Here is a 19888-nt window from a genome sequence, read left to right as displayed (position 1 = left end):
GGCACTCAACGCCAGAGACTGCGCTTGAATAACCGCCTGCTCGATTGGGTTTCGCTGCAACGGGAAAGCGGGCTCGATGCCAGGCGCCTGCGCAAGCGTTGGATCGAGTGGGGACTGCTGACCCTGGTACTGCTGTCGGTGGTCGCCACCCTGAGCTGGCGCAACTCTCTGGAGCGGGTAAACCTGGTGATCGAAGACCAGACTACCCGCTTGGTAGAGCGGTCTGTATCCGACGATATCGTGCTGGTCACCATCGATGACAAAAGCCTGGCGGCGATTGGCCGCTGGCCATGGCGGCGTGGCTTCCACGCAGCCCTGCTCGATAAGATTTCCCCGGCCCAGCCGCGTGCCATCGGCTTGGATCTTATTTTTACCGAGCAAGATCCCGTCTACGCAGCAGACGACGTTTTGCTGGCCCATGCCATCCAACGCAGCGGCAAGGTCGTACTGCCGCTGGCACTGCAAGACAGCTACGGCACAGGCCATTACAAACCCATATTGCCCGTCCCCGCTCTGGCCAAAGCAGCTGCGGCCATAGGGCACATCCACCTCAAACTGGATGCCGATGGCATCGTGCGCACGACCTATCTGCGCGAAGGAGATGGCACGCGCTGGTGGGACCACTTTGGCGTGGCAGTGCTGCGGGCCGGCAGTTTTGCACTGCCTTCCGAACCACCCCCCAGCCCGAGCGACACCCAGTCAATGGACTGGACGCGCGAGCACCTGGTGCAGATTCCGTTCGTCGGAGCCCCGGGGCAGTTCCAGCAGGTGTCCTACGTGGACGTACTCAAGGGGCAGGTGCCGGCCACTACCTTCACCAACAAATTCGTGCTGGTAGGTTCCACCTCGGCCGGCATGGGCGACGCCTACGCCACGCCGCAATCGGGCAATTCGGAATTGATGGCAGGCGTAGAGATTTCCGCGAATCTGATGAATGCCGCGCTGGAGGGGCAAAAACTGCAGCGGGCTAGCGCTTGGCAGAACGTTATTTTCTGCACTGTGCCTGTCGCCCTCGGCCTATTCGCCATACTGTGGCTGTCGCCAACGGCGTCGCTACTGGCCAATGCCTTGTTGGTACTGTTCACACTTGCCACAAGCTGGCTGATGGCGCTGTACAGCGGCATTCTGTTAGCGCCCGCTGCCGCGCTGCTAGGCCTGCTATCGGCCTACCCCTTGTGGGTCTGGCGCCGCTTGAATGCCGCCATGTGGTACCTGCTGGAGGAATTCCAGCGCATGGAAATACGCCATGACCTACCCCGGATGCGCCCCATCCAGCACCGGGGCGATCCTTTGGAGCGCCATATCGGGGCGCTGCAGAACGCGTCGGAACAGCTGCGCAATCTGCACCGCTTCGTCAGCGACATTCTGAGCAATCTACCGGATGCCACCGTCATCACCGACCCCACGGGCCGGGTGTTGATGGCCAACCAAGCCGCGCAGCAGTACTTCCGCTTACTCGGCGTCGACCAGCCGACCAACCACCAGCTAGTCGAGTTGCTGCGTAAAGTAAACCCCGGCGGCAGCTCGCAAATGCAGGACACGGCACAGATCTGGACAGGTGAATCCAAAGACGATGCGGGCCGCGATGTGCTGATCAAGTGCGCACCCTGCTTCAACACCGATGGCGTGGCGACGGGTTGGATCACCAGCCTGGTCGATATCAGCCCGATCCGGCATGCAGAGCGACAACGGGACGAGGCATTGCGCTTCATCTCGCACGATATGCGCTCGCCACAGTCGTCGATTCTGGCTTTGCTCGAACTGCACAGAATGCAGGCCGACGCAGCCATGCCTGCGGAGACGCTGCAGCGCATCGAGCGCCATGCGCAGAAGACACTGTATCTGGCAGAGGAATTTGTTCAGCTGGCCCGTGCCCAGTCCAGCGAATACCGGCTGGAAGTCATCGACCTGGGTGAGCTGCTGCATGAAGCGGTAGACGAAGTCTGGCCGCAAGCCGTGCAGCGGCACATCACCTTCAAGCTGCAAACCCCAGAGGTATCCGCCTGGTGTAAAGCGGACCGCGGTTTGCTGACCCGGGCGATCGGCAATCTGCTCAGCAATGCGGTGAAGTACAGCCCGGAACACACCGAGGTGCAATGCACGGTGCAGGACCACCAGGGCCGTTGGCAGCTATCGATCGCGGATGCTGGGCCAGGCCTGTCGCCTGAGCAACAGCAGGTGCTGTTCCAGCACTTTGTACGCCTGCAGCCGAATGACCGCTCAGCACCGCGCGGCATCGGCCTGGGCCTGGTGTTCGTGCGCACCGTGGTGGAACGCCACGGCGGCAGCATCCAGCTGAGCAGCATGCTGGGGCATGGCACCACCCTGCGATTCTCTTTGGCGCAAGCCCTGGAATAGCGCCACACCTTGGATATTGGGTGGCGCCCAACAAGTCCTACCGCTTGCGGGCGATACCTTCGATGCGGATGTCTACCCGCCGATTCGATAACAGGCATTCGCGCAGACCGTCCTCGTGCGGGAACTTGGCGGTACATGCATCGACCGGCTGGGTGTCTCCTTTGAAGTCCGTCTGGATACGCTCCGCCACCACGCCCCGTGACAACAGCAAGTCCCGCACCGTCATCACGCGCTTTTGCGACAGCACCAGGTTGTAATCGCTGTGGCCGGTGGAGTTGAGGCGGTCGGCATGGCCCATCAGTTCCAGGTTCTTGATTTCAAGTTGATCGGCCCCCAGGCGCTGGAACAATTGCTCAAGCGATGCAAGGCTGGCCGCTCGGATATCGGCACGGCCAAACCGGTCAAATTCAAACACCACCTGGGCCGAAAGCTTCACCGCCTCGGGTGGCGCAGCCGGGGCCGTCACCGCAGGTAACGCGGCAACCAACGGTGCAGGCGGGTTGCAGGACGCCGCCAACGCATCGGCCTCGTTCAAACCATCTTCCACCATCTGCACGTACGGCTTTGCATGCCGCCACTGCTGCTGGTTCAGCTCGTTGCCGGCATGCACCAACTCGACTTCGGAACACGCCACGCGTTGCTGTGCGCAGGCAAATCCGCTGTGTGCATGCAGTGCGCGCGCCCGGTCCCACAGGTCCGGGCGAATCCGCGCCGCACTGTTTACCAACGGGGTGTCCGTGGAGATGGGGCTTTGCTTGCCCTCCAGCGCCACGACCAGCTTCTCTGACTCTGCCAGGGACTCCTGTACAAATGGGCTGCGGTCGTTGCGGGTGTATTCGTGGAAGGACACATCCAGCCAGCATTGCGCTTTGGACAGATAGTAGTTACGCACCGGCACACCGGTTTCGTTGATGGCATGGATACGCTCCTGCATCTGCGTATAGACCGCATGGTCCGCGTGTTGGGCTTCGTCGCTGATACGGTCATTGGCAGGTGTCAAAGCTGCCTGCGCATCTACGTCCAGCGCCCCCAAAGGCCCCAGGGCCACCAGCAAGGCAGCAGCCAACACACGTAATCTCAAACGGGAGCAAAAAATAGGGTTCATGGTGTTCACTCGGTTCATCATTGGTTTAATCAGCGGTCCAAGCTGGTGTTGACGCTGCGTTGGCTGCCCGCAAACAGGTCTTCGTCGAACTTGAAGCGCAGGCGTATGTAGAAGCCACTGCGGGTGTACTCATAACCGGCCAGGTCCCGGTCGGCCGAGAAGCCTGACTTGTTGTAGCCCACCGACAGCCACAGGTTTTGCTGCAGCAGGTAGCCGGTTTCGACGCCGTAGGCCCATTGCCGAGCCCGCTGCTGGCCGAACTGCACCGCGCTCATCACACCCACATCCCATTTCTCGGTCACGTCGTACACCAGGCGGCCCGACAGCAGCTGGGCGTGGAAGTTGTCGCGCACTCCGTTCTCCAGGCTGTCACGCTGCCACTTGGCGGCAATGCGGCCGGTCGTCCACCAGGGACGACTCGGGTGGTAGTCGGCGTGCGCCGAGACGATGTGGGCACGCGTGGCCAAGTTGCCGACAGCCGCATCGCTGGCATCGCGCTCGGTTTTTAGCTCGTATTTGGCCAGCGCATTCACGCGGTTGGTATCGGTCTCGCGGTACGCCACACCAATCTGCGCGCGGTTCTGCAGCACGTCGCCGCGGGCGTCGTACTTGGTGAGCAGCAAGTAGTTGCGCCCCAGCAGCGTCCAATCCCGGGCCATCTTGCGCGCCGCCATGACCTGCCATAGCGTAGTGTTGAAAGCCTCGTTGCTGGTCGTATTGGCGATATCACCGGAATGGCGGTATTCCACGCGGCTGGAACCACGCCACAAAGGATGGGCTGTGTAATCCACACCCGCCGATACCGCGTAGGCATCCGGCACATCACCCGAAAGTACCTGGACCCGCTCGACCGCCGTGTTCAAGCGCACACCCTGCGCGACATCCCAGGCATTGCGCACGCCCGAAGCCATCTGCAGATCTCTGCCGCTCACAGCATCGCGCAAGCGGTACTCGCTGAACAACTGGGTGTCCTTGATGTAGGCCGAATTGACGCCAAAAACAAAGGCATTGGCCTTGCGTTCGTCGGTGGTGATGGTATTCACACCCGACAGCCCGGTCTGCTGCTCGTAACGCCCGTACAAGCGGGTGCGCTCGGCAATCTGGTAGTCGCCACCGACAGCAAAGCGCCGGCGTGGGTCGCCGCTGATGTCATGCTCAACCTCGCCGCCCAGGGTGAACTTGTCGTTGACGCGAAAGCCCAAGCCACCGCGCACAGTCTGGCTGCTCAGCCCCGTGGTCTGATTCGCCAGCGTACCGGCAAGCGAGGTACCCGAACTGACCACCACCAGGCCGCTGATTGGATCAATCACCTGGTTGCCAAAGCCGACAGCACTGCCGCCAGATCCGGTAGCGATACTGCTGGTGAGACCGGCTGTGGAACTGAACGGGGTCGAATACAGCGCGGTCACGCTGCCTGCGGATTCATGCAGTGAGCGCAGGCCCACATCGGCGGTCAGGCGTTCGCTCAGTTTGAAGGCTGCGCCCACCTGGACCGAGCTACTGTCGGAAGCGCCCACGTTCAGATCCTCGCTGCGCTGTCCTTGCAAGTACAGCTTGGTGCTGTCGTCCAGCTTATAGGCAGCGTAAATGCTGGCCTCGCCGCGGCCGCCTGTCAGGGGCGCCGCCAAATTGTTGAAAGTGGTGTCGCTGCGGCCTACAAAAGCCCGCGCCGTGGTGCGCTCGGCCTCGTGCGCCACCTCAATCCGCCAGGCGTTACCCGACACATCGCCGATGCGGCCTGCCATGCCCGGCAAGACAGACACATTGGTTGCATTGGTATTGACCTCGCTCGTGGTGCGTGCGACTTCGGCCACCAGCATGGTGTGTTCGTCGATGCGCCAACCCAGGTTGGCGCTGCTCATGGCTTGCGATGCCAGCGGGTTGCTGTCCCGCATCACCGAGCCCCCAACCTCGACACTGCTGCCCAGACGCATCTGGCCATCGGCTCCCATCACCCAGAAGCTGTCTCCGCCCTGGTCGACCTCGTAGGTAATGCGCAGCGATACCGGGTTCAGATTGACATCTGCCGACGGCAGAAAGGTGTTGAGCAGAATGCGCCCACTGAACGGCTCGAACGTGTAGTCAGATAGCCGCGCCAATGCGGTGGTGCTCAGGATGCGCGAGGGCTGCTCGCGGTCGCGTACAACGATCTCCACTTTCTCGCTGCCTTCCAGCACCGCGCTATTGCGCAGTCCGTACGGGCCGCTACCTTGGCTGGAGAACTCTTCCACCACCTGCCGCAGCGAATCGCGGAAGGCAAAGACATTGCCCACAAAACCGCCATCCTCATGGTGGTAGCGCACGCCTGCTGCGCTGCGGTTGTAGTTGCCCAGGCTGCGCTGCGCGAGAGTGGCCACATTGCCGCCGCCGGTGCGCTGGCTGAAGCCGTCGCCTGTCGCGAAGTTGCCCCATAGCAGATAGCTTTTGTCTTTGTCGACCCGCACGTAGAGGCGGCTGTCCGACAGCGCATCCGTACCGCGCAGCGAGGAGTCGCCGTAGACCGGATAGAACTCTTCAGTCTGGATATCGCGCAGCAACCGCGCGCGGGTCAGCTTGTCGGAGTCGTAGGCTGCGGTCAGCAGGTATTTGCCCTGGATCGTGCCGCGCAGGAAGAACGCACTTCGCGCCTCCAGATTCGCCTTGCCGTTGTTGAATTCACGGCCCCAGGCGCGGATCTCACGCTCGAAGGCATCCTCGCGCTCAGGGCGCGCCAGCAGGCTGCGCTCCTTGCGCCCGAAATTGATGATGCCCTCCAGCAAACCGGCAGCGACCATCTCGCGCATCTCGGGTACGAAGCTGACCACGCCGGACGCTTCCTGTGCCCCCACGGTGATGCGCAGCTGCACATCTTGGGGCGCCATCGGCGCCAACAGGGAGAAACTGGCCACGCCATCCACCACGCGGACCTGCACACCCGGCGTCACCCGGTCTGCATCGCGCGCCATGGGGCCAGACTCATCCGTGCGCGCACCGGGCACCAGCACGCGGCCACCGCTGTGCTCAATGGTCGCCCATACCGGGCTTGCCAGCGGCTTGCCCTGGCCATCCAACACGCGGATGGTGACCGGCACGGCCGTCTGCCCATCGGCTGGCACTGCATTGCGGGCCACTTCCACCACGACCCGTTGGGCCGCCTGGTTCAGCGCGTAATCCACCTCGCCGACGGTGCCAGGGAAAACGGTAGCTGCCTGGCCAGGCACAGGCTGCCCAGGGGTCGCCAGCGGGTACAAAGGCTGTGCGACACCGGTGACGGAAGTGCGTTCCGCGGCAGTCAGCGGCGCAAAGCGGACATCTTCGGACTGCGCCCAGCCGGCCGGGGCCAGGATGGCGCCGATCAGCAAGGCAATAGCGCTGCGTTGGGGGCGATTAGCGTGCACCGTTGGCTCCTTCACGCGGCTGGACTATGGGTTGGTTGGCACTGTCGGTAGCCTGCTTCGGCATACGGACAGGCTTGCTTTCAAAACGCAATGCAGGCCCTTTCAGTTTTTCGGCTTCCACCGAGCGGATTTCCCCTTGGGCACGCCGTGCCTTGACCTGCTCCACGACCGGGTTGGAGCAACTGCCCTCGACAAAATCGGCGCGGTGCAGCTCTCCGTTCTTCAGGTCGATAAACAGGCTGTTGGCATCGCCCAGATTGCGGTTGCTGGAGGTCGTCAGGCGCGAACCGGTGGGCAAGGTGCGGGGGTCGACCTTCAGCACATGGCTGTTGGGTGTCAGCCCGCATTGGCTGTACTTGCCCTCGCTGTCGCTGACCAGGTACTGCCCCGACTCGAAGTACAGACGCACGCCGGAAATCCCCAGCTCCTCCGCGTCCTGGATGTGGTTTCCATTGCAGTCCACAAAAATCTTGCCCAGCACACAGGCCTGGTCGGTGAACACGCCACCCGTGACCTGCACCTGGTGCGCGCCTTCGTTCGAATCGATACTGCTCGCCACTGGTTGCAGTGCAGCCGTCAGGCAGCCCGCCGCGGTAGTGCAGCCATAGGCGCGGGCTGTATTGATGCCAGTGCCCTGCATGCTGCCAACACCTACGCGCACCCGGTAGGTCAGGGTTGTGCTCTGGTTCAAACTCAACCCGCCCACGGTGAAGCCAAGAACCGGCCCTAAACCGCCCGCAGGATCGGGGGCAGCCAAGCCGTTCACGCGCGCCGTACCACGGATGTAGGTAAAGCCGGCTGGCAACCGGTCACGCACCGTGACCTGTGGCAGCGAGGAGCCTGCCGTGCGGCGTACCACGATGGTGTAGAGCAAGGTATCACCTACTTCGGCCACACGGCGGCTACCAGTTTTAGACAACACAAAGCCGGTTGCATTCATAGGATCCACCGGAATATGGTTGTTCACCACATTGGCCGAGGCACCAGGGAACGCCGGGTTCAGGTTGAAACTGAAGTAGTACTGGGTCGTAGCCGCACCACTGGACAGACCAGCAGAAGTCGATGCACACGCACCCGGTGTCGTCAATGGATTGCCTGCCGCTGCAGTAGGCGCCGTATCGCTGGTCTGGACGATCGCCGGGTCGGGCGGTCCCGCCGAGACCGCCAAGGTGGCGGCGCACGCCGGGATCAGCGTAGAGGCGCCTGGCGCATAGCCGGCGGGCGCCGTCACGCTCAAGGTGTAAACACCGGCAGGCGCAGTCGAAAACAGCAGAAACTGGTAGCGGCCTGCGCTGCCGGTAGTTTGCGAAAGCGCCCCACCCAGCAGTTGGGATGCATCAAAACCTGGGGGGCCAGACAATGTGACCACGGCGCCTTGCACAGGCAAGCGGGTCACCGCGTCATACACCACACCCGCGGGATCCAGCGGCAGGCTTTGCTGCAGGATGTTGTCACCCGGAAGCAAATTGATGTTGTGCAGCACACCTTGAGAATTGTCTGCGCCACCGGGATTACCGGAACCCACCACGCCCGACGCATAGGACTGGCCAATTTCATTCGGCACAGGCCGGCCATACAAATAGTTGGTGCTGGGCTCGCGGAAGCGCACCTCGTAGCCAGCCCCTGGCGCTAGCGCCGTAAAGCTGTAGGCACCGTTGCTGTCGGTCTGGGTGGTCGCTACCAGCACCCCGTTGTTCAGCAGCTCGACCGTCCAGTCGGGCACCACGGACTCACCCAGATCCTTGACGCGGTCATGGTTGGCGTCGCGCCACACGCTACCGCTCACGGTTGCGGCGGACACCAGCACCACCGAATCGCTGGCGCTGTTATTGCCATCGAATCCGGCCGGCTCGCCGCCACCCGATACCAGGGCGGTATTGGTCAGTACCTGACCGGTGAGGCCACTGGCAACCGCAACGCGTACCACCACAGGGTTGCCGCTAGCGCCTGCCGCAATTTCGGTCGTACTGGTACAGCTGACGACGCTGCCGCCTACCGCGCCTGTACAGGTCCAGCCGGTACCGGTAGCCAAAGCCGCCACGGTCATGCCAGTCGGCAGGGTATCCGTGAGGGTAATAGTTCCACTGGTAGCGACCGTGCCGATGTTGCGCGGCGTCAGGGTGAAGTAGCCGGAGCTGCTGCCCGACGCAAAGTTGGATGGCGCATGGGTTTTAGCCAATGCCAGGTCGGGCACCGCACCCGGAATCTCGGCAAAGTTGTTCTCCGCAGACACCACATTGGCGCCCGACAAAGCAATGCCTGTGATACGGCTACTGGTGACAGTGGGATTGCTGGCAGCCCCTCCGGTGGAGCCCGCCGTTACCGTGCCATTGTTGGTGCCCGTAGGCTGGGACGCTTGCGTCAAGGTGTAGTTGCTGCCTTCGGGCACCGCACTGAAGCGGAAGCTTCCGTCGGCCGCTGTCGTAGTCGTCAGCGATACAGGGTTGCCGTTGATGTCGGTCCCTGTCAAAGCCACCGTCTGCCCGCCGATGCCGTGGTCCGGCGGGTTGTTCAACACGCCGTTGTTGTTGTAGTCCAGGAACACCCGACCCGAAACGCTACGACCGTTAGGAATCTCGGCGAAGTCATTGGCCACCGACTGCGTATTGGGTGGCAATACGATGCTACGGATCGCACTGGGCAACACCGCAGGCGTGGAAGCCGTTCCCGCGGTACCGCCATTCGGTACGCTACCTGCGGAGGTCACGCCATTGGATGTGCCGGCCGGCTGGTTAGGCTCACGCACGCTGTACGTGCCCGGCAACAGGTTGCCAAAGCTGTAGCTACCGTCGGCTGCCGTCGTCGTGCTGGCCACCACGGCGTTCGCACTGTTCAACAACTCGATCACCACGCCAGCCAAAGACGTATCCGCGCCATTGCGGATGCCGTTGTTATTGGTGTCCAGGAATACCGAACCCGCGATGGTCGATGGAACTATCTCGGCAAAGTTGTTCTGTGTAGAGCCGGTGATCTGGCCACCAGCACCGTCACCATTCAACACGATGCCCACGATCTGGCTGCTGGTGGCGCTCGGGTTCGACGCGCTGCCAGCGGTACCGGTGCTGCCACCGGTCAGCACCAGGCTGCCGGCCGTGGTGATGCCGTTAACGGTATTGCTGGGCTGCACGAGCTCGCACACCGAGTAGGTGGCAGCAGGAAGGCCGGCAAAAATGTAGTTCCCCAGCACATCCGTAGCCACCGGGTTAGCCAGACCACCCTGGGTCACCAAGGGGCCTGCGCAGGAATTGCCAGCACGCAGTTCCACGCTCACACCGCTGATCGGTGTATCCACGCCGGATTCAAACGTGCCGTTCGGCGTGAGGTTGTTGTCGCGGAACACACGGCCGGAGATAAAGCCCTGGGTACTGACTGTGAGCGGGGCATTTGCAGCCTGCTGGTTATTACCCAGGTTGGTTTGCAGCGCACCAGCCGCGATGCTGTTGGTATGCGTACCCGGCGTCGCCGCCGTCACCTGCACGCTGATGCTGCAGCCGCCTGCCGGAATCAGGGCGCCACTGGCATAGCTGACGGTGGAGGACGCAGCAGCCGCGGTCACCGTACCTGGGCAGGTAGTCTGCACATTCGGCGTCGCAGCAACCAGCACCGGGCCCGGGGCGGTAGGCAGGGTATCGACCAGCGCGGCCGTCAATGTCAATGCCGTCGGGTTGTCGTTGCCCAGAAATACCGTCAGCGTAGACGTGCCATTGGGCGGAATGACGGGCGGCGCAAACTGCTTGGAAACCACCGGCGGTGTGGAGACCTGCAAACGCGCGCTGGTAGGCTCCTCGTTGCTGATGCCCTCAAACGTCGTGATGGCACCTACGGCAATCGTGTTGGTGTACGTGCCCGAGATATTGCTGAGCACGTCCACCAACAGATTGCAGGATGCATTCGCCGCCAGCGTTGCACCGCTGATGCGTACCGAGGTACCCGATGCAACAGCCTGCACCGTGCCACCGGTACAGGTGGTCGAAGCGTTTGGCGTTATCGCCACAACCAGGCCGGATGGCAAGCTATCGGTCAGCGCAAGCGCCGTCAACGCGGTCGCGTTCGGATTGGTGATGCGGATGGTCAAGGTAGCAGCACTGCCGGCCGAGCGTGTGGCGCTGCCGGTGCTGAAGCCCGCTGGGTTGCCGGCATCCAGGGTTTGGCCGTCTATCGCCTTGTGCACCACCAGCGGTGCCTTGGCCCGTAGTACGTCGGTTGCGAGCTGGGAATTGCTCACGCCCACGCCGCTCGACGAAGCGGAAATCGCGCCTGCAGGAATCGTGTTGGTGTAGTCCCCTTGGGCGGCCACCAAGACATCCACTTCGGCATAGCAACTGGTCGAGATAGCGCCGTTAGCGGCCCCCAGGTTGCCACCGGCCACCTGCACCTGCCCGGCAGTTGGCGCACTCACGGTGGCGCCGGTACAGGTGGTGCTCGGGTTGAAGCCGCTGGGCACGGTGACTCCGGTCGGCAGGTTGTCGACAACGGAAAGATTCGACACCGGCTGCGCTGTCGCGTTGAAGAAGGTGATCCGCAAACGCGAGCGGCTACCGGGCTGCACCACTTTGGGTGTGAACTGCTTGGTCAGACCCAGATTACTCTGCGTCGTCAAGCTGGTGGTGGCCTGGCCGCTGTTGCTCAGTCCCTGGTCGGTTGCAATCGAACCCGCAGGGATGAAGTTGGTGATACCGCCCACCGCCACCGATGTGACGTTGACCACCACGGTGCAAGCCGTGTTCGCCGCCATCGCCGCGCCCGACAAGGACACAGACTCCGCACCTGCGACCGCCGTCACCACACCGCCCGGGCAGGTAGTGGCGGTAGCCGGATTTGCAGCCACGACCATGCCGTTGGTGCCCCCAGCGGCCGTTCCGTTGGCAGTGAAGTAGTCGGTCAGGCGCAGACCGGTGACGTTCTGCGTTCCGTTGTTCACCGTGATCGTCAATTGACTGACCTGGCCAGGGAATGTCAGTGTGCTGGGGTTGGTGGCCTTGGCCACCGTCAAACCCGAAGGTGCATTGAAAGCCAGGGTCGCACTCACCGCGGTCTGGTTGAACACGCCGCCTGCAGCGGTTATGTTGCCCGCAGGAATGCTATTGACCCAGTTCGCGCTGCCGGTGGCAACTACATCAAACACCAGGTCGCAGCTGCTGCCGCCAGCAATGGACGCGCCCGTCAGGCTGATACTGGAAGCTCCCGGCGTCGCCGTTACCGCGGTACTGCCTGCACAGGTGGTGTAGGCATTGGGCACCGGGGCGAGCAGCATGCCCGATGGCAAGGGGTCGGTCGCAGCCACCTGGGTCAACGCCACCGCACCGTTATTATTCAAGCGCACAGTAACTCTGGAGCTGCCGCCGGAAGATACCGACGTGGGCGAAAAGCTCTTGCTCGCTGCCAGCGACGAGGTGTAGACCAGCACGGCCGTGTTCGAGTTCTGCGGTGCCAGGGTGTGGGTCAGGCCATTGCCATAGGTTTCGGTACCCGTCACCGTCGCGGTATTGTTGAAGGTGCCCGCAGGGCCGACCACATCAAACTGCACCACGCACGAACCCGCGGCGCCCGCGCCGTTAGAGGCCCGGGCCGGCACGGTTGCGCCATTCAGCGAAAACGAAGTTGCATTCGGCGTGGCCGTCAACACCGGGCTGCCGGTACAGGTTGTCGCAGCATTCGCCGGATTCGCCACGCGCATCTGCCCGCCCCCGCTTACGGCCGCAGGCAGGTTGTCGCCCAGCGTCACATTGGTCAGCGGGTTGGCCGACAAATTGTCCAGCCGGACCGTGACCCGCGACACAGCGCCTTCCGACAGCGGACCCGCGGGGCTGAAGCTCTTAATGGCCGCCAACACCGCACCCGCGTGGATGCTGCCCGAGGCAGAAGTTGCGCTGCCGTAGCACACCTGCGGCCCGGAGCCATAGCAAACGGAGCCCGCAGCCAGGATGTTGTCAAAGCTGGCATTGGCGGCGGCGGCACTCGACACCATCGCCCAGAAAGTGACGGTACAGGTGCCGGGGCTGCTCACACTCGCCCGCGCCGGTACTGCGATGCTGCCAAACGTGATGGCGCTGGCACCCAGCACGGCGCCGTTGGTGACGCTCACCCCGCATCCGCTCGGCGTGTAGTTGATCCCGCCTATCGTGCCGGTCAGAAAGGTCTGCCCCTGCTGCAAGGTATCTGGAAAAACCAGGTCGGTGATCGCGGTGCTGGACCAGTTCTGCAGCGTGACCTGGTAGCGCACCGGATTGCCGGGCTCTGGATTGTTTGGCGACACCGTCTTGTTGACGTTCAGGTTCTGGTACACCGTCACCGTGGACGAGGCTGGCTGGCTCACGATGGCCGGATTGCCCACATCGACTGCGCCAACGGCCAGGGAATTGGTATAGGCCCTGGGGGTATTCGGCGACTGCACCGTGCCGGTGAAATCCACCGTGACCACGCAAGATCCACCGGCGGGGATGGAGCCCCCCGTCAACGCCACCCCGGTATTGTTGGTAGTGGCGACCACTGAGCCGCCACAACTCGTAGCCTGCCCGGTAACCTTCAGGCCGTAGGCATTCAAATTGCCCGCGGCGCCGCCATCGATCGCATCATCCACCAGACTGGAGATCGCCAGCGCACTGGTACTGCTATTGCCCAGGGTAATGGTGAAGCGCCCGGCGCCGCCGTTCGACAACGAAGTGGCGTCCACCGTCTTGCTCACCTGCAAGGGCGAACGCACCGTGATGTCTGCCGTCGCGTTATTGGCCGCCGGTATGCCCAGATCATTGCTGAACTGCGTGCTGCGGTTGATCGTATTGGTCTGGGTAATGCTGTAGCTGCCATTGGTGTGCGCCGCGACCACGTTGACGGTAAAGGTACAGCTGCCGTTCACCGCGCCCGAGCGGGCTGGCAGGGTTCCGATGGCAGAAAAGTTATTGCCACCGGAACTGGCCGTGACCACCGGCGAAGCGCCGCCGTTGTTGCAGCTTGCGATGGCACCCGAGGGTGACGCCACCTGGATCACAGCCGATCCGCCCAGTTGGGGAAACAAATCCGTCACCGTGAAGTTGGGAATCTCCACCGGATTGCTATTGGTCAGCGTGACGCTCAGTGAGGTGGACGCACCGCCCAGCACCACGGTGCCCGTACCAAAGACCTTGGACAAACCGGGTTGCACCAGGGCCACCACATTCACGCTCTGCTGGACCGCCCCCACGTTCTGCACCGCTGCACCGTCATTGCCCGTCACCGCACCGTCGGCGATGGTGTAGGAATAGGTGGCTGTATTGCCGGTAGATGTGCCCGCGGTCACCGGGACCACGATGGTGCAGCCCCCGTCGACCGAACCGGAGCGCGGCGGGATCACACCGCCGCTCAGGCTGATGCTTTGCCCCGTGGTAGTCAAAACACCCGTTCCGGCAAACGTGCTCGGACCGGCGGGATCGGTACAGGTATAGGTGGCAGCGCCCGTCACCCGCAGCCCGTTGGGCAGTGTGCCGGGCAGCAGATTGCTGAAGCCCACCGCAGTGATGGGCGCCAGGATGTTGTTGTTCGACAGCGTGATCTGCAGGCGCGTGGTTTGGCCTGGATAGATCTGGGTCGGATCGCCAGCCAGCAGGGTCACCGAAGCCCCCAAGGCTGCCAACGCCGAGCCCGCGAAGCCAAACGACACAACCGCCAGGCCCAGATTGCGCAGCCCGCAAGCCATGGCGCGAGGCGCAAGGCCCCAGCCCACAAGTCGACGTGCCAGCTGGATAAAACAGCGCTTGAACAGCGCCCGCTCTGCATTGCGAACCGCTTCGGTCCAGCCCCCCCGGTGTGTACTCCCCACGGCGCAATCCTTGAATAGTTGTAACAGCCGCGGAGTCTATTTTTTTGATGCTTACATCTACAACACAATTAACAAAGCATTAATAAATCTTCATAAAACCTGCCAGCGGCCCGGTCTCTCCAGTGAAACTGAGCAATTCCTGGGGTCTTTACCTTTCGGAATCCCATTTATTCCTGAATTTTCAGAAAATACTGAAAATTCAGGAAGACACAGATGAACCTCGCCCCCCTCACCCAGCGCTTCGTTTTGCACTTCGGCGAAATGGGCAGCCGCTGGGGCATCAATCGCACCGTGGGGCAGATCTATGCCCTGCTATTTGTCTCGGCCAAGCCGCTGAACGCCGACGACATTGCCGAAGGCCTGGGCTTTTCGCGCTCCAACGTCAGCATGGGGCTGAAGGAGCTGTCGTCCTGGAACCTGGTGCGGCTGCACCATTTGCCCAACGACCGGCGTGAATACTTTGAAACGCCCGAGGACGTGTGGGCCATCTTCCGCACCCTGGCGGCCGAGCGGCGCAAGCGCGAGATCGACCCCACGCTGTCCATGCTGCGCGACGCGCTGATGGAGCGGCCCATGCTGGCCGAGGACATCCACGCGCAGTCGCGCATGAAGGAGATGCACGACCTGATCGAGCTGGGCACCTCCTGGCTGGACGAGGTGCAGAGCATGGATTCCGCCTCCCTGGCCAGCCTGCTGAAAATGGGCGCTCAGGTGAAAAAACTGCTACAAGTGAAGGACCGGGTGAAGCAAGCCTTCAAGCCCACCAAGGCCGCCCCCACCGAAGGAGACGCATGATGGAAGCCCTCGATCCCGTCGCCCTGGCCCGCATCCAGTTCGCGGCGAATATGACGTTCCACATCCTGTTCCCGACCATCAGCATCTCCATGGGCTGGGTGCTGTTCTATTTCAAGATCCGCCACGCTGCCTCGCGCGAAGCGCACTGGATGGACGCCTACCAGTTCTGGGTGAAGATCTTCGCGCTGACCTTTGCGCTCGGCGTGGTCAGCGGCATCACCATGAGCTTCCAGTTCGGCACCAACTGGCCGGGCTTCATGCTGAAGGTCGGCAATATCGCTGGGCCGCTGCTGGCCTACGAGGTGCTGACCGCCTTCTTCCTGGAGGCCACCATGCTGGGCATCATGCTGTTTGGCCGGCACAGGGTAAGCGAGCGCGTGCACACCACCGCCACCTTTCTGGTGGCAGCGGGCACGACCTTGTCGGCGTTCTGGATTCTGGCGCTGAACTCGTGGATGCACACCCCCACCGGCTTTGTGATGATTGATGGCCAAGCCCATGTGACCAGCTGGTTCGAGGTGATCTTCAATCCGTCCTTCCCCTACCGCCTGACGCACATGCTGCTGGCCTCGGGGCTGACAGTCGCCTTTCTGCTGGCCGGCATTAGCGCCTTCCGCTGGCTGAAACACGACCGTGGCCTGGAAACCATGGCCGGGCTGCGCACCGGTTTGACGCTGGCCGCCTTACTGATCCCGGTGCAGATCGTGGTCGGCGACATGCATGGCGTCAACACCTTGCACCACCAGCCGGCCAAGATCGCCGCCATGGAAGGCATCTGGAAGACCGAAAGCGGTGCCGCCGCCGTGCTGTTCGGCATTCCCGACGCCGCCACGCAGAGCAACAAGTTCGAGATCGCCATCCCCAAGCTCGCGTCCTTCTACCTGACCCACGACTGGAACGGCGAGGTCAAGGGCATAGACGCTTTTGAAGGCAAACACCCGCCTGTAGCCCCGGTGTTCTTTGCCTTCCGCATCATGGTCGGCGTGGGCCTGCTGATGCTGGCCGCCAGTTGGCTGGGCGTATGGCAGCTGCGGCGCCAGGGCCAGCCGCAGCCCTGGCTGGCGCGCGGCCTGGTGGCCATGAGCTTCATCGGCTGGGTTGGCCTGATTGCCGGCTGGTATGTGACCGAAATCGGCCGCCAGCCCTGGCTGGTGTACGGCGTGATGACCACGGCCGAGGCCGCCTCGGCCATACCCGCCACCGCCATCGCCGCCACCCTGGTGATGTACCTGCTGCTGTACGCGGTGCTGATCACCGCCTACATCTCGGTGGTGTTCTACATGGCCCGCAAAGCCACGCTGTCCGCCAAACCCAGCTACCCCCGCATTGAACGCCGCCAGGAGACCCAGCATGCCTGATCTGATCAACGACTTTGGCCAGCCCCAGGTCTGGCTGCCCGTGGTGTTCGCCCTGGTGATGGCCCTGGCCATGCTGGCCTATGTAATTCTGGACGGCTACGACCTGGGCGTAGGCGTTCTGATGCGCAAGCCCAACAACGAACAGCAGGATGCCATGATCGCCAGCATCGGCCCGTTCTGGGATGCCAACGAAACCTGGCTGGTGCTGGGCGTGGGCGTGCTACTGGTGGCGTTTCCGCTGGCGCACGGCGTGATCCTGGGCGCGCTCTACCTGCCCGTAGCCTTGATGCTGCTGGCGCTGATGCTACGCGGTGTGGCCTTCGACTTCCGCGTCAAGGCCCACGACGACCACAAGCGGCTGTGGAACATGGCTTTCCATGTGGGCTCGGTGCTGGCCGGCTGGTCGCAAGGCTTCATGCTGGGCTCGATGATCACCGGCTTCCGGCACGACCTGGCGGGCATCTTGTTCAGCAGCCTGATCGGCCTGTGCCTGCTGGCCGCCTACGCCCTGCTGGGCGCGGGCTGGCTGATCATCAAGACCGAGGGCGAACTGCAGCTGATGGCCGTGGCCTGGGCCAAGCGCAGCCTGTGGCTGACCGGGCTGGGCGTGCTGGCGATCTCCATCGCCACGCCGCTGATCAGCCACAACATCTTCCTCAAATGGTTCGGCTTTCCGAACGTGATTCTGCTGCTGCCGATTCCCGTCGCCACCCTGGTGCTGTTCGGCACCATCTGGCGCAGCCTGGGGCGGCTGCCGGTGCGGCTGGAACAGGGCAACGAGTACGGCATAGGCGTGCCATTCGGCGCCACGGTGGGCATCTTTCTGCTGGCCTTCTACGGCCTGGGCTACAGCATCTTCCCCTGGCTGGTGATCGACAAAATCACCATCTGGCAAGCCGCCAGCGCGCCCGAGGCACTGATGGTGATCTTCTACGGCACGGCCGTGGTGCTGCCGGTGATCATCGCCTACACCGTGTTCGCCTACCGGGTGTTCTGGGGTAAATCTACAGAACTAAAGTACTAATGAAATAGACCCCTGGCGCAGGTACTATCTGCGCTAGCAGCTACTTATTCGATAGCAAACCAGTTTCTACCGTCGGGTAATGCAAACGCAACCGCAGCTCGGTTTTCATGCGCGTGTTGTCCAGGCGCCGGGACTCGGACATGAAGCTCAGCAGCATCAACGACAGCTGGCCCTGGGCCGCGCTGCGCGGCACACGCGGCGGGCGCGGCAGGCCGTACAGGTCGGCGGCGAAGTCAAAGTAGTCGCCCATCTGCAGCGCACTGTCGTCGTTCACGTTGTAGATGCGCTGCGGTTGGCCGCGCCACAGGGCCAGCACGCAGGCGCGGGCCAGGTCATCGGCGTGGATGTGGTTGGTGTACACATCATCGCCCCGCTCCAGCACTGGCGTGCCTTTGCGCAGACGCGCCTCGGGCGTGCCGCCTTCGCGGTCGGGTGCGTAGATGCCGGGGATGCGCAGGATACTGCTGCGCACCCGGCTCTGCCGGCGGCCCAGCAGGCGCACCGCGGCTTCGGCGTCGACTCGGCGCTGGGCCCGTGGCGTGGTCGCGGCCAGGGCCTGGGTTTCGTCCACCACCGCACCCTGGCAGTCGCCGTAGACGCCGCTGGTCGAACCGTAGACCAGCGCCCGCGGCGTGCCGCGCAGCTGCAGGGCGCGCAGCAGGTTGCGCGTGCGCGGGTCATCCCGGCCCTCGCCCGGCGGCGGCGCCAGGTGCAGTACGCGGGTCGCCAGGCCGGCCAGGCGCTGCAGCGTGCTGCGCTGGTCCAGGTTGCCGCACAAGGGGGTGACCCCTTGGGCGCGCAAGGCCGGCACGCGTTCGGGGCTGGAGGTTAGCGCCAGCACACGCAGCGCACGCGGCAACTGGCGGGCGGCGCGCTGGCCGACATCGCCGCAGCCGACGATCAGCACGCGCTCGCGGCGAAAGCGCGCAGGCAGCGCGCCAAGAGGGGTTTGGTTTGAGGGCAAAATCAGGCAGTTAAAAGACAGAGTCTCCGAGGATACCAATGACCCACCCCGCCCCCACACCGCAAGCCTTCAGTATCACGGTGCAGCCCAGCGGCCGCGTATTTGCCGCCACGGCCGACGAATCCATCCTGGCGGCCGGCATCCGCCAAGGCATAGGCCTGCCCTATGGCTGCAAGGACGGCGCCTGCGGTTCCTGCAAGTGCAAGAAGCTCGAAGGCATGGTGTTCCACGGCCCGCACCAGAGCAAGGCCTTGAGCGACGAGGAAGAAGCCGCCGGCCTGGTGCTGACCTGCTGCGCCATGCCGCTGACCGATGTGGTGCTGGAATCGCGCCAGGTCACCGACGAAAGCGCGTTTCCCATCAAGAAGATGCCTTCGCGCGTCACCACGCTGGAGAAGGTCTCCGACGACGTGATGGTCATCAAGCTGCAATTGCCGGCCAACGACACCCTGCGCTACCACCCTGGCCAGTACATCGAATTCATCCTGCGCGATGGCGCCCGGCGCAGCTACAGCATGGCCAATGCGCCGCATACCGGCCCGGCGGTGGAGCTGCACATCCGCCACATGCCGGGCGGCAAGTTCACCGACCATGTGTTCGGCACGATGAAGGAAAAAGAAATCCAGCGCATCGAAGGCCCGTACGGCAGCTTCTACCTGCGCGAAGACTCCGACAAACCCATCGTGCTGCTGGCCTCCGGCACCGGTTTTGCGCCGATCAAGGCCATCCTGGAGCACATGCGCCACACCGGCAGCAAGCGCCCGGCTACGCTGTACTGGGGTGGCCGCCGTCCCGGCGATCTGTATTTGAACGACTGGGTGCAAGCCCAGTTGCCCGAGATGCCCAACCTGACCTACGTCCCGGTGATCTCCAACGCCCTGACCGAAGACAACTGGACCGGCCGCACCGGCTTCGTCCACCAGGCGGTGTTGCAGGACCTGCCCGATCTGTCGGGCTTTGAAGTCTATGCCTGTGGCGCCCCCATCGTGGTCGATTCGGCCCTGGCCGACTACACGGCCAAGGCCGGCCTGCCACCCGAAGCCTTCTTTGCCGACGCCTTTACCAGCGAGGCCGACAAAGCCGTAGGCTGATCGGCCAAGGGCTTCACCCTG

Annotated in this window: 9 protein-coding genes; 5 read left to right on the top strand and 4 right to left on the bottom strand. The window is 63.2% G+C overall.

What is annotated here, in order from left to right; translation table 11 throughout:
• Window positions 1-24 precede the first annotated feature (24 nt).
• A complete protein-coding gene (locus J2X19_RS04135; RefSeq protein ID WP_310370896.1) occupies window positions 25-2358 on the top strand; it encodes a CHASE2 domain-containing protein in 2334 nt (777 codons plus the stop codon).
• Window positions 2359-2395: 37 nt separating this feature from the next.
• Here J2X19_RS04135 and J2X19_RS04130 read toward each other — a convergent pair whose 3' ends face one another.
• From J2X19_RS04130 to J2X19_RS04120, 3 genes are read right to left on the bottom strand one after another with little or no spacing between them, the layout of a single operon-like run.
• The gene (locus J2X19_RS04130) at window positions 2396-3463 is read right to left on the bottom strand and encodes an OmpA family protein (protein WP_310370895.1); all 1068 of its coding nucleotides are present in this window, start codon (window positions 3461-3463) and stop codon (window positions 2396-2398) included.
• 29 nt (window positions 3464-3492) lie between these two features.
• Complete coding sequence (locus tag J2X19_RS04125; RefSeq protein ID WP_310370894.1) at window positions 3493-6840, bottom strand: hypothetical protein; 3348 nt, start codon at window positions 6838-6840, stop codon at window positions 3493-3495.
• Window positions 6830-14635 (bottom strand): DUF7933 domain-containing protein, encoded by a 7806-nt coding sequence (locus J2X19_RS04120; protein WP_310370892.1) that lies wholly within the window; start codon window positions 14633-14635, stop codon window positions 6830-6832. Before J2X19_RS04120 ends, J2X19_RS04125 begins: the two co-directional genes overlap by 11 nt.
• A gap of 213 nt (window positions 14636-14848) precedes the next feature.
• Between J2X19_RS04120 and J2X19_RS04115 the strand changes: the two genes are divergently transcribed.
• The 3 genes from J2X19_RS04115 to J2X19_RS04105 are packed head-to-tail and all read left to right on the top strand — an operon-like array spanning window position 14849 to window position 17812.
• Window positions 14849-15430, top strand: a complete 582-nt coding sequence (locus J2X19_RS04115) for a GbsR/MarR family transcriptional regulator (protein ID WP_116604646.1) — start codon at window positions 14849-14851, stop codon at window positions 15428-15430.
• Complete coding sequence (locus tag J2X19_RS04110; RefSeq protein WP_310370889.1) at window positions 15427-16788, top strand: cytochrome ubiquinol oxidase subunit I; 1362 nt, start codon at window positions 15427-15429, stop codon at window positions 16786-16788. The genes J2X19_RS04115 and J2X19_RS04110 overlap by 4 nt, the downstream gene beginning before the upstream one ends.
• Window positions 16781-17812: a cytochrome d ubiquinol oxidase subunit II gene (locus J2X19_RS04105; protein ID WP_116604648.1), complete on the top strand. Its 1032-nt coding sequence runs from the start codon at window positions 16781-16783 to the stop codon at window positions 17810-17812. Before J2X19_RS04110 ends, J2X19_RS04105 begins: the two co-directional genes overlap by 8 nt.
• A 40-nt stretch (window positions 17813-17852) precedes the next feature.
• On the opposite strand, the gene J2X19_RS04100 is transcribed toward J2X19_RS04105, so the two are convergent.
• Window positions 17853-18776, bottom strand: a complete 924-nt coding sequence (locus J2X19_RS04100; RefSeq protein ID WP_310370886.1) for an SDR family oxidoreductase — start codon at window positions 18774-18776, stop codon at window positions 17853-17855.
• Between the two features lie 38 nt (window positions 18777-18814).
• On the opposite strand from J2X19_RS04100, the gene J2X19_RS04095 reads away from it, so the two are divergent.
• Window positions 18815-19867: a CDP-6-deoxy-delta-3,4-glucoseen reductase gene (locus J2X19_RS04095; protein ID WP_310370884.1), complete on the top strand. Its 1053-nt coding sequence runs from the start codon at window positions 18815-18817 to the stop codon at window positions 19865-19867.
• Window positions 19868-19888 lie beyond the last annotated feature (21 nt).

It is taken from the genome of Rhodoferax ferrireducens (genome assembly GCF_031458075.1).
In the GTDB taxonomy this organism is placed as follows: domain Bacteria; phylum Pseudomonadota; class Gammaproteobacteria; order Burkholderiales; family Burkholderiaceae_C; genus Rhodoferax_B; species Rhodoferax_B ferrireducens_A.
This window is presented reverse-complemented; position numbering and strand designations above follow the sequence as displayed.

Bases quoted from the DNA above. Each gene is read 5' to 3' on its own strand.
- J2X19_RS04130 (WP_310370895.1), bottom strand. From the start codon at position 3,463: ATGAACCCTATTTTTTGCTCCCGTTTGAGATTACGTGTGTTGGCTGCT.
- J2X19_RS04115 (WP_116604646.1), top strand. From the start codon at position 14,849: ATGAACCTCGCCCCCCTCACCCAGCGCTTCGTTTTGCACTTCGGCGAA.
- J2X19_RS04110 (WP_310370889.1), top strand. From the start codon at position 15,427: ATGATGGAAGCCCTCGATCCCGTCGCCCTGGCCCGCATCCAGTTCGCG.
- J2X19_RS04105 (WP_116604648.1), top strand. From the start codon at position 16,781: ATGCCTGATCTGATCAACGACTTTGGCCAGCCCCAGGTCTGGCTGCCC.
- J2X19_RS04095 (WP_310370884.1), top strand. From the start codon at position 18,815: ATGACCCACCCCGCCCCCACACCGCAAGCCTTCAGTATCACGGTGCAG.